At 70.7% G+C, this 9998-nt stretch carries 8 protein-coding genes; 1 reads left to right on the top strand and 7 read right to left on the bottom strand.

Annotated elements, in window-relative coordinates; genetic code table 11:
• Nucleotides 1-371 precede the first annotated feature (371 nt).
• Genes AB0G02_RS20555 through AB0G02_RS20545 form a run of 3 tightly spaced genes read right to left on the bottom strand, consistent with a single transcriptional unit; the run spans nt 372 to nt 2970 of the window.
• Complete coding sequence (locus tag AB0G02_RS20555; protein ID WP_360796733.1) at nt 372-1001, bottom strand: hypothetical protein; 630 nt, start codon at nt 999-1001, stop codon at nt 372-374.
• Complete coding sequence (gene hisS, locus AB0G02_RS20550) at nt 998-2260, bottom strand: histidine--tRNA ligase (RefSeq protein WP_360796730.1); 1263 nt, start codon at nt 2258-2260, stop codon at nt 998-1000. Before hisS ends, AB0G02_RS20555 begins: the two co-directional genes overlap by 4 nt.
• Before the next feature lie 5 nt (nt 2261-2265).
• On the bottom strand, nt 2266-2970 hold the full coding sequence (locus AB0G02_RS20545; protein ID WP_360796727.1) for an MBL fold metallo-hydrolase: 705 nt from the start codon (nt 2968-2970) through the stop codon (nt 2266-2268).
• 144 nt (nt 2971-3114) lie between these two features.
• Between AB0G02_RS20545 and AB0G02_RS20540 the strand changes: the two genes are divergently transcribed.
• Nucleotides 3115-3975 carry a peptidylprolyl isomerase gene (locus tag AB0G02_RS20540; protein ID WP_360796724.1) on the top strand — a complete coding sequence of 287 codons (861 nt, stop codon included), beginning with the start codon at nt 3115-3117 and terminating at the stop codon, nt 3973-3975.
• 375 nt (nt 3976-4350) lie between these two features.
• On the opposite strand, the gene AB0G02_RS20535 is transcribed toward AB0G02_RS20540, so the two are convergent.
• From AB0G02_RS20535 to secD, 4 genes are all read right to left on the bottom strand, one after another.
• Nucleotides 4351-6651 (bottom strand): bifunctional (p)ppGpp synthetase/guanosine-3',5'-bis(diphosphate) 3'-pyrophosphohydrolase, encoded by a 2301-nt coding sequence (locus AB0G02_RS20535; protein ID WP_360796722.1) that lies wholly within the window; start codon nt 6649-6651, stop codon nt 4351-4353.
• A gap of 210 nt (nt 6652-6861) precedes the next feature.
• Nucleotides 6862-7380, bottom strand: coding sequence for an adenine phosphoribosyltransferase (locus AB0G02_RS20530; protein WP_360796719.1), 519 nt, complete (start codon nt 7378-7380; stop codon nt 6862-6864).
• Nucleotides 7377-8558, bottom strand: a complete 1182-nt coding sequence (gene secF / locus AB0G02_RS20525; RefSeq protein ID WP_360796715.1) for a protein translocase subunit SecF — start codon at nt 8556-8558, stop codon at nt 7377-7379. Before secF ends, AB0G02_RS20530 begins: the two co-directional genes overlap by 4 nt.
• A gap of 1 nt (nt 8559) precedes the next feature.
• The coding region (gene secD, locus AB0G02_RS20520) for a protein translocase subunit SecD (protein ID WP_360796712.1) at nt 8560-9998 on the bottom strand (1439 nt) is incomplete at its 5' end.

The following is a 9998-nucleotide window of genomic DNA, read 5'->3' as shown; positions in this document are numbered from 1 at the left end:
CACCCTAGGGCTTCGCGACATCCCCCCGACCTCGGTACGCCCAACCGCGCGTGTCAAGGGGGCACTTCCCTCCCCACCGCACCCTGGGCTGGAACGGCCCCCTTGACGCGTGTGGTTGCCCTTGTGGAGGTCGGCGGGATGACACGAACCCCGCCCCGCTGGAACGGCACGGGCCGCATTCCCCGTCATCCTGCTGGCCTGCCCGTCCGGCGAGGACCTCTTTTTCTCTCTGTCCTTCCAACCAACCACGTCCTGAGCGTTCAACTCACGTGTCCTGAACGTAGGACTCTCGCGCTCCGAACGTAGGACTCTCGCGTTCTCAACGCAGGACACGCACGACCCGGACGTAGGACACGCTGGTCAAGGGCGGGTCAGGGCTGGTCCAGGGTGGAGACGAAGCGGGAGATGGCCTCGGGCGTCAGCTTCTGCGCCAACCGACCCGTGGGGGCCATCGACCCCAGCCGGTACAGCGGACGGTCGGCCGCCGCCAGCCCCCGCGCCTCCGCCCGCAGCTGCGCGACCACCAACTCCGAGAACACCAACCCCGGCGCGTCACCCCGACCCGCCAGCACGTCGGCCAGCTTCCGCAGCGGCAGCACGCCCTGCTCCCGACCACCGGTGCCCGCGTAGATCGCCAACGCCAGGTTGATCGCCTTGCCGCCACCGCGCACGAACAACCCGACCGTCCGCGCCCCGCGCACGTCCGTCACCAGCAGGTCCAGCTGATCGGCGGTGTGCAGGTCCACCGAACGCGTGCCGAAGGCGCGCACGGACAGCACGTGGCCCTCCAGCCACACGCGCCGCCGCGCCTCCGACCACGCCAACAGCAACAACGGCACGGCGAACACCAGCGCGGTGACCAACCCGGCCGTCCGGCCGGCGAGCAGGCCCAGCAACCCACCGAACGCGGCGGCCACGATCAACGCACCGATGGCCACCGTCCGCGCGCGCTTGCGCACCGACTTCGGGTCGAGCAGGTCCAGGGCAATCCGCTCGCTCACCGGCCCAACGCCTCCCGCACGGAGATCACCACGTCGTCCAACGGCACGGAACGCTGGTCGCCCGTCGCCAACTCCTTCAGCTGCACGACCCCGGCCTCGATGTCGCGCTCACCCAGCACGAGCGCGAACCGCGCACCCGACCGGTCGGCGCCCTTCATCGCACCCTTGAGCCCCTTGCCACCGTACGACAGGTCGAACCGCACCCCGGCCGCCCGCAGCGGCGTCGACAACGCCATCAGCCGCGACTTCGCGACCTCTCCCAGCGGCACGCCGAACACGTCGCACCGCGACGCCTCACCCGGCGTCACGCCCTCGACCTGGCACGCCAGCAACGCCCGGTCGACACCGAGGCCGTACCCGACGCCGGACAGCGGCTGCCCGCCCAGCTGCTCCATCAACCCGTCGTAACGCCCGCCGCCGCCGATGCCGGACTGCGCGCCCAACCCGTCGTGCACGAACTCGAACGTCGTCTTGGTGTAGTAGTCCAGGCCGCGCACCATCCGCGGGTTCTCCACGAACTTCACGCCGAGGTCGTTCAGGTAGCCCTTGACCTGCTCGTAGTGCGCCAGCGACTCCGCCGACAGGTTGTCCACCATCAGCGGAGCCTCCGCGACGAGCTCCCGCACCTCGGGCCGCTTGTCGTCCAGCACCCGCAACGGGTTCAGCTCGGCCCGCCGCCGCGTCTCCTCGTCCAGCGGCAGCTTCGCCAGGAACGCCTGGAGCTTCTCCCGGTACTGCGGGCGGCACGTGGAGTCGCCCAGCGACGTCATCTCCAGCCGGAACCCGGTCAGCCCCAACGCCCGGAACCCCGCGTCGGCCACCGAGATGACCTCGGCGTCGAGGGCCGGGTCGTCCACGCCGATCGCCTCGATGCCGACCTGGTGGAACTGCCGGTAGCGCCCGGCCTGGGGCTGCTCGGCGCGGAAGAACTGGCCCGCGTACACGAGCTTCGCCGGGAGCTGACCGCGGTCGAGGCCGTGCTCGATGACGGCGCGCATCACGCCCGCCGTGCCCTCGGGCCGCAGCGTGATGGACCGGCCGCCGCGGTCGGTGAAGGTGTACATCTCCTTGCTGACCACGTCGGTCGACTCACCGACACCGCGCGCGAACAGCGCGGTGTCCTCGAAGACGGGCAGCTCTATGTAGCCGTAGCCGGCGCGGCGCGCGGACTCCACGAGCGTGTCGCGGACCGCGAGGAACTGCGCGGAGGTCGGCGGGAAGTAGTCGGGCACGCCCTTGGGGGCGGAGAACGTGGTCACGGTTTTCACAGTCCTCGGTGCGGTGCGGCCGGCGCGTCGTCGGGTGAGCCCAGCTCCAGCAGGAACGGGTTGCTCACGCGCTCGCGGCCGATGGTCGTCGTGGGCCCGTGGCCGGGCAGCACCACCGTGTCGTCCGCCAACGTCAGCACCTTGGTGCGCAAGGACGTCAGCATCTCGCGGTGGTCGCCGCCCGGCAGGTCGGTGCGTCCGATGGAGCCGGCGAAGAGGGTGTCGCCGGACAGCACGAGCCGTCCGCCCTCCTCGGTGCCGGCGCGGAACATCACCGACCCGCCGGTATGGCCCGGTGTGTGGTCGACGGTCAGCCGGAGGCCGGCCAGGTCGAGCTCGGCGCCGTCGATCAGCTCGCGCACCTCGCGCGGCTCCCGCATCTCCAGGTCGCCGCCGAAGAAGGCCCTCGACTGGGCGCTGATGCCCTTGAGCGGGTCGGCCAGCATCTCCCGGTCGTCGGGGTGGATCCACGCCGGGATGTCGTTGCCGTCGCAGACGGGCGCGACGGAGAACGTGTGGTCGAAGTGCCCGTGCGTCAACAGCACCGCGACCGGGGAGAGCCGGTGCTCGCGCAGCGCCTCGGCGATCGGCTCGGCCGCGTCCTGGCCGGGGTCGACCACCACGCACGGCCCGCCGGCACCCGTGGCCAGCAGGAAGCAGTTGGCCTGGAGGGCGCCGGTCGGGAACCCGATCACGAGCACGGGATCACCTCTCGACGGCAACGGATCGACAACGGATCCCTGTGGACCCCCTCACCAGCCTATCCGGCATACGCCGGCTATATACGCGCCCCCTAGACTGCTCACCGATCGTCGCCGTCGACGCAGAGATCAGGGAGGTTGCAGGTGCCGACCAACGTGCAGCGCCGCGAGCAGGCCAAGCGGAAGCTGGAACGCCAGCTCGTCCGCAGGGCGGAGCGCGCGAAGCGGCGCCGGGTGATCGCAGTGGTCGCGACGGCGGTCGTCGTCGTCGTGGTCGCGGGCGGTGCGTACTTCCTCGCCACGACCGACTTCTCCAAGAGCGGGGACGACGCCGCGGCCAGCTCGACCACCCCGGCCCCGATCCAGATCCCGACCGAGGTCAAGGCGCTGCCGACCCGTCCGACTCCGCTCGCGGACCCGGCGACGTGCGAGTACCGGCCGTCGACCGAGCCCGCGTCCAAGGAGGGCACGAAGGCCCCCGAGGCCGGCGCCCCCGCGTCGGGCACGGCGACCGCCACGATCAAGGCCAACATCGGTGAGCTGAAGCTGACCCTGGACCGCGCCCTGGCGCCGTGCGCGGTGAACAGCTTCATCAGCCTGGCCAAGCAGGGCTACTACGACGGCAGCACGTGCCACCGCATCGGCACCGAGGGCCTGCAGATGCTGCAGTGCGGTGACCCGACCGGCACCGGCTCCGGCGGCCCCGGCTACGCGTTCGACAACGAGACCTGGCCCGAGCTGACCTACGGCCGCGGCTACCTGGCCATGGCGAACGCCGGCACGGACGAGACGACGAAGAAGGGCACGAACGGCAGCCAGTTCTTCATCGTCTACGGCGATGCGCAGCTGTCGCCCGACTACTCGGTCTTCGGCAGCCTGGACGAGGCCGGCCTGAAGCTGATCGACGAGGTGGCGCGCGCCGGCCACGACGGCTCGTTCGACCCGTCGCCCGGTGGCGGCAAGCCGAACAAGGAAGTGAAGTTCGAGTCGGTGACGGTCGCCTAGCGCCGACCCGCCTCCCGCCCGACCCGGCCACCGAGCCGGCAGGCGGACACGCAGGGGCCCGACACCCGGGAGAGGGGTGTCGGGCCCCTGCGTCTTCCCCGTCGGCGCGAAGGCCGACATGCCGGATGGTCGCATCACGCGATGACGTTTCGCTGACGCGCGCGCCCCCGTCGAAACCCATCAGGTCCCGAGCGACCCAGGTCAGGGGCACACCGCCACGCACCCCGAACCCACGTGCAGCCGGCACCCACGGATCACGGACCTACAACCGGCACCCACAACCACGAACCGACAGCCGGCACCGGCAACCGCGGGCCGGCAACCACGGACCCGCGGTTGCCGGTCTGCGGACCCGCGATCGAAAATCCGGACCCGCTACGACGCCGACGTCACCCGGTACACGTCGTACACGCCCTCCACGCTCCGCACCGCCTTGAGCACGTGACCGAGGTGCTTCGGGTCGCCCATCTCGAACGAGAACCGGCTCACCGCCACCCGGTCCCGCGACGTCGTCACCGACGCCGACAGGATGTTGACCTTCTCGTCGGCCAGCACCTTCGTCACGTCGGACAGCAGCCGGTGCCGGTCGAGCGCCTCCACCTGGATCGCCACCAGGAACACCGAGGACGACGACGGCGCCCACTCCACGTCCAGCAACCGCTCGGGCGTCTTGAGCAGCTCGTCCGCGTTCGTGCAGTCGGTCCGGTGCACCGACACCCCGCCACCGCGGGTCACGAAGCCCAGGATGTCGTCACCGGGCACGGGCGTGCAGCAGCGCGCCAGCTTGACCCACACGTCGGCCGCGTCCTTGACGATGACACCGGCGTCACCGGTGACCCGCCGCCGCGCCACGGTGGACGGCGTGGACCGCTCGGCCAGCTCGTCCTCGGCGTGCTCGACCCCGCCGAGCTGCGCGACCAGCCGCTGCACCACGTGCCGGGCGGAGGTGTGCCCCTCCCCCACCGCCGCGTACAGCGCCGACACGTCGGGGTAGTGCAGCTCCTTCGACAGCGCGCCCATCGAGTCGGCGGAGACCAGCCGCTGCAGCGGGAGCCCGACGCGGCGGACCTCCTTCGCGATGGCGTCCTTGCCGACCTCGATGGCCTCTTCCTTGCGCTCCTTGGCGAACCACTGCTTGATCTTCGCCTTGGCGCGCGGCGAGGCCGCGAAGGACAGCCAGTCGCGGGACGGGCCCGCACCCTCGGCCTTGGACGTGAAGATCTCGATCACTTCGCCGTTCTCGAGCTTGCGCTCCAGCGCGACGAGGCGTCCGTTCACCCTGGCGCCGATGCACCGGTGCCCGACCTCGGTGTGCACGGCGTAGGCGAAGTCCACCGGCGTGGAACCCGTCGGCAGCGTGACCACGTCGCCCTTGGGCGTGAAGACGAAGATCTCCCGCGCGGCCAGGTCGAAGCGCAGCGACTCCAGGAACTCGCCGGGGTCGGCGGCCTCCCGCTGCCAGTCCAGCAGCTGCCGCATCCAGGCCATCTCGTCGACCTCGACGCCCTTGCCGCTGTGCGTGCCGCGCGTCTCCTTGTACCGCCAGTGCGCCGCGATGCCGTACTCGGCGGTGCGGTGCATGTCGTAGGTGCGGATCTGCACCTCCAGCGGCTTGCCGTCCGGCCCGATGACCGTCGTGTGCAGCGACTGGTACACCCCGAACCGGGGCTGCGCGATGTAGTCCTTGAAGCGGCCGGGCATCGGCTGCCACAGCGCGTGCACCACGCCCATGGCGGCGTAGCAGTCGCGGACCTCGTCCACCTGGATGCGCACGCCGACGAGGTCGTGGATGTCGTCGAAGTCCCGACCGCGGACGATCATCTTCTGGTGGATCGAGTAGTAGTGCTTGGGCCGGCCCTCGACCTTGGCCTTGATCTGCGCGCCCTCCAGCTGCTGGGACAGCTCGGTGATCACGCCGCCGAGGTAGGTGTCCCTGGACGGGGCGCGGTTCGCGACCAGCCGCACGATCTCGTCGTACTTCTTCGGCTGGAGGATCGCGAACGCCAGGTCCTCCAGCTCCCACTTCACCGTGGCCATGCCCAGGCGGTGCGCCAGCGGGGCGAGGACCTCCAGCGTCTCGCGGGCCTTGCGGGCCTGCTTCTCGGGCGGCAGGAACCGCATGGTGCGCATGTTGTGCAGCCGGTCCGCGAGCTTGATGACCAGCACCCGCGGGTCCTTGGCCATGGCGATGACCATCTTGCGGATGGTCTCGGCCTCGGCCGCCGCGCCCAGCTTGACCTTGTCGAGCTTGGTCACGCCGTCCACCAGCAGGGCGACCTCGTTGCCGAAGTCGACGCGCAGCTGGTCCAGCGAGTAGTCCGTGTCCTCCACCGTGTCGTGCAGCAGGGCGGCGACCAGCGTGGTCGTGTCCATGCCCAGCTCGGCGAGGATCGTCGCCACCGCGAGCGGGTGGGTGATGTAGGGGTCGCCCGACTTGCGCCGCTGAGGCCGGTGCTTCTCCTCCGCCACGTCGTAGGCGTGCTGCAGCAGCGCCAGGTCGGCCTTCGGGTGCAGGTCGCGGTGGACGGCGGCCAGCGGTTCGAGCACCTGCTTCACCGGCGCGGCGCGCTGGGCGGTGATCCGACGTGCCAACCGCGCGCGCACGCGCCTCGTCGCGGACGGCGGCCGTGCGGGCACGGGTTGCGACGACTGGGCGGGTTCGGTGTCCTGGCTCAACCACGCTCCTCGGGTCTAGGAACCGAGGATAACTCCGTTGCGCGACGGACCTCGTCGACGACCCGATGAGCGGTGCGGTTCACACGGTGAGCAGCACCTGTCATTCAGCCCGACCGGTCGCTCCAGGACCACGTTTCACCAGCGTGAACAGTGATGAACAACACGCACTGTCACAACCCGACACGCAAAGTCACGTACCGAAGCGCAACGTCACACGGTGAGCAGCGCGTTCACGTCACGGCCCGCCAAGCGCTCCCGACCACCCAGACCCGGGATCTCCAGCACGACCGAGATGCCCGTCACGACACCGCCCGCGCGTTCGACCAGCTCGCACGCCGCGGCCGCGGTGCCGCCGGTCGCCAGCACGTCGTCCACCACGACAACGTGCTGACCGGGCACGACGGCCTCGGCGGGCAGCTCCAGGGTGGCCGACCCGTACTCCAGGTCGTACGACACGCGGTGGGCCACGGCCGGCAGCTTGCCCGGCTTGCGCAGCGGCACGACGCCGTAGTGCCAGCCGTAGCCGAGCGCGGCGCCGAGCAGGAAGCCGCGCGACTCGATCGCGGCCACCACCTGCGTGTCGGGGTGGATCTTGTCCTGCAACGCGTCGACCACGGCGCGCAGCGCGTCCGGGTCCGCGAGGACCGGCGTGAGGTCCCGGAAGACGACCCCCGGTCGGGGGAAGTCCGGGACCACACGCAGCAGCCCTAGGGCGCGGTCCAGCTTCAACGGTGCTTCTTGCCGGTCGGGCGGCGCCGCGCGTCGCCTGCCTTGCCGGTCCGCGCGGGTGCCCCCGCCGCGGCCGCCATGGCCTTCTCCCTGCGCACCTCGGCGGCCACCGACTCGTCGTCGGTCGACTCGATGATGTCGCCACCGGTGACGGCCTCGCCGCCGGCCTTGCGGGCCAGGTTGTCCCGCCGCGCCTGCACCCGCGCGGCCTGCGCCTTGTAGCGGGCGTCGCGCATCTTCAGGTCCACCGCGACCGGGGTCGCGATGAAGATCGACGACAGCGCGCCGATCGCGATACCGGTCAGCTGGACGAGCGCCAGGTCCTTCAGGGTGCCGACGCCGAGGAGGCCCACGCCGATCGCCAGCAGGCCCAGCACCGGCAGCAGCGCGATCAACGAGGTGTTGATCGACCGCATCAGGGTCTGGTTGACCGCCAGGTTCGCGGCCTCGCCGTAGGTGCGGCGGGTCAGGCCGAGCAGGCCGCGGGTGTTCTCCCGGACCTTGTCGAACACGACCACCGTGTCGTACAGCGAGAAGCCGAGGATGGTGAGCAGACCGATGACCGTGGCCGGTGAGACCTCGAAGCCGACCAGCGAGTACACGCCCGCCGTGATCACCACGTCGTGCAGCACCGCGACGAGCGCGGCGATCGCCATCGAGAGCTCGAAGTACAGCGCCAGGAAGATCATCACCGCGATGAAGAACACGATGAGCGCGATCAGCGCCTGGCTGGTGATCTCACCGCCCCAGGAGGCGGAGACGGCGCTGTCGCTGATGGCCGAGGTGCCGCCGTTGGGCTTGAGGTCGTCGTTCAGGGTGGTCTTGAGCTTGGCCACCTGGTCGGCGTTGAGCGCCTCCGACCGGATCTGGATGGTGGCCGCGTCGCCCGTGCCCACGGTCTGCACCGCGGCGGCTTCCCTGCCGAGGGCCTTCTCGTAGGCGTCCCGGGTCGCGTCGACGCTGATCGTGCCCGACGAACTGGTCGCGGGCAGCTGCACCCGCGTGCCACCGGTGAAGTCGATGCCCAGGTTGAAGCCCCGGAACACGATTGACGCGAGGCAGATCAGCAGGATCAGGCCGAACAGCAGGTACCAGCGCTTGCGCTTGCCGACGATGTCGAACGCGCCGTTGCCGACGTAGAGCCGCTGGAAAACGCCGGCCTTCTTCGTCTCGGCCACGTCAGACCTCCTTCACAGCGGTGCTCTTCGCACCCGACAGCGCGCGGTCGTTGACGGCGGCTTGGACGGCCCCGCCCAGGCCCGAGAGCCTCGGGCTCGACAGGGACTTGGACTTGGACACCATGCTGACCAGCGGGTGCGTCACGAGGAAGACCACGACCAGGTCGAGCACGGTCGACATGCCCAGGGTGAACGCGAAGCCCTTCACCTGGCCGACGGCGATGACGTACAGGATTGCCGAGGCGAGGAAGCTGACCGCGTCCGCGGACAGGATCGTGCGCCGCGAGCGGACCCAGGCGCGCGGCACGCCGGACCGGAACGTCCGGCCCTCGCGCACCTCGTCCTTGAGCCGTTCGAAGAACACGACGAACGAGTCCGCGGTGATACCGATCGACACGATGAAACCCGCGATGCCCGCGAGGTCGAGGGTGAACCCGATCCAGCGGCCGAGCAGGACCAGCACCGCGTAGACGACCACGCCGGACAGGGCCAGCGACAGGATCGTCAGCACGCCGAGCAGGCGGTAGTAGAACAGGCAGTAGACGAACACCAGCGCGAGGCCGATGCCGCCGGCGATCAGGCCGGCCTCGAGCGAGGCCAGGCCGAGGGTCGCGGACACCGTCTCGGCCTCGGAGGCCTCGAACGACAGCGGCAGCGAGCCGTACTTCAGCACGTTGGCGAGGCTGGTCGCCTCGGCCTGGGTGAACTTGCCGCTGATCTGCGTCGAACCGCCGAGGATGGGCTCGTTGATGTTCGGCGCGGACACGACCTGGCTGTCCAGCACGACCGCGACCTGCTGGGACACGTTCGCGGAGGTGAACTGGCCCCACTTCTTGCCGCCGTCGCCCTTGAAGGTCAGGTCGACCACGAAGCCGGCGCCCTGCGGGTCGGTGCCGGACACCGCGTTGTCGATGTCCTCACCGGTCAGCCGCGAGTACAGGCTGAAGTCGTCGTCCTTGACGCTGCCGTCGGTCGGCGGGGTGACCGGGGCCAGGACGTACTTCTCGGTGCGGTCCTGGTTGCAGGTCAGCAGCGGGAGCGCCGGGTCGTCGTTGCCGATCAGCGGGTCGATCGTCGGGCAGGTGAACGCGTTGAGCGCCTGGGACACGGTCTCCGCGTCCAGGGTGGTCAGCTGCGGGTCCTGCCGGCAGGTGCGGGACTCCTCGATGGCCTTGGTGGGGTCGTCGGAGTACTGGCCCTGGAACACCGCGCGGCAGTCGACCTGCGGCTTCTGCTCCTCGGCCGGCGGCGCGGACGGGTCGGCGGCCGGCGTCGACGGGTCGGCGGCCGGGGTGGTGGTCGCCGGCTGGCCCTCCAGCGCCGGGGCCGGGCGGCCCTGGGCGGTCGTGGTCGGCGCGGCGGAACCGGCGGTCTCCGTCGGCTCCTTGTCACCGCGCGCGGGAGGCGTGGCCGACTCCGAGGCGGTCGGCGCGGCGGAGC

The sequence above is a fragment of the Actinosynnema sp. NPDC023658 genome (assembly GCF_040639995.1).
Classification (GTDB): domain Bacteria; phylum Actinomycetota; class Actinomycetes; order Mycobacteriales; family Pseudonocardiaceae; genus Actinosynnema.
Note: the sequence above shows the minus strand (reverse complement) of the source record. Positions and strands in the feature narration are given on the sequence as shown.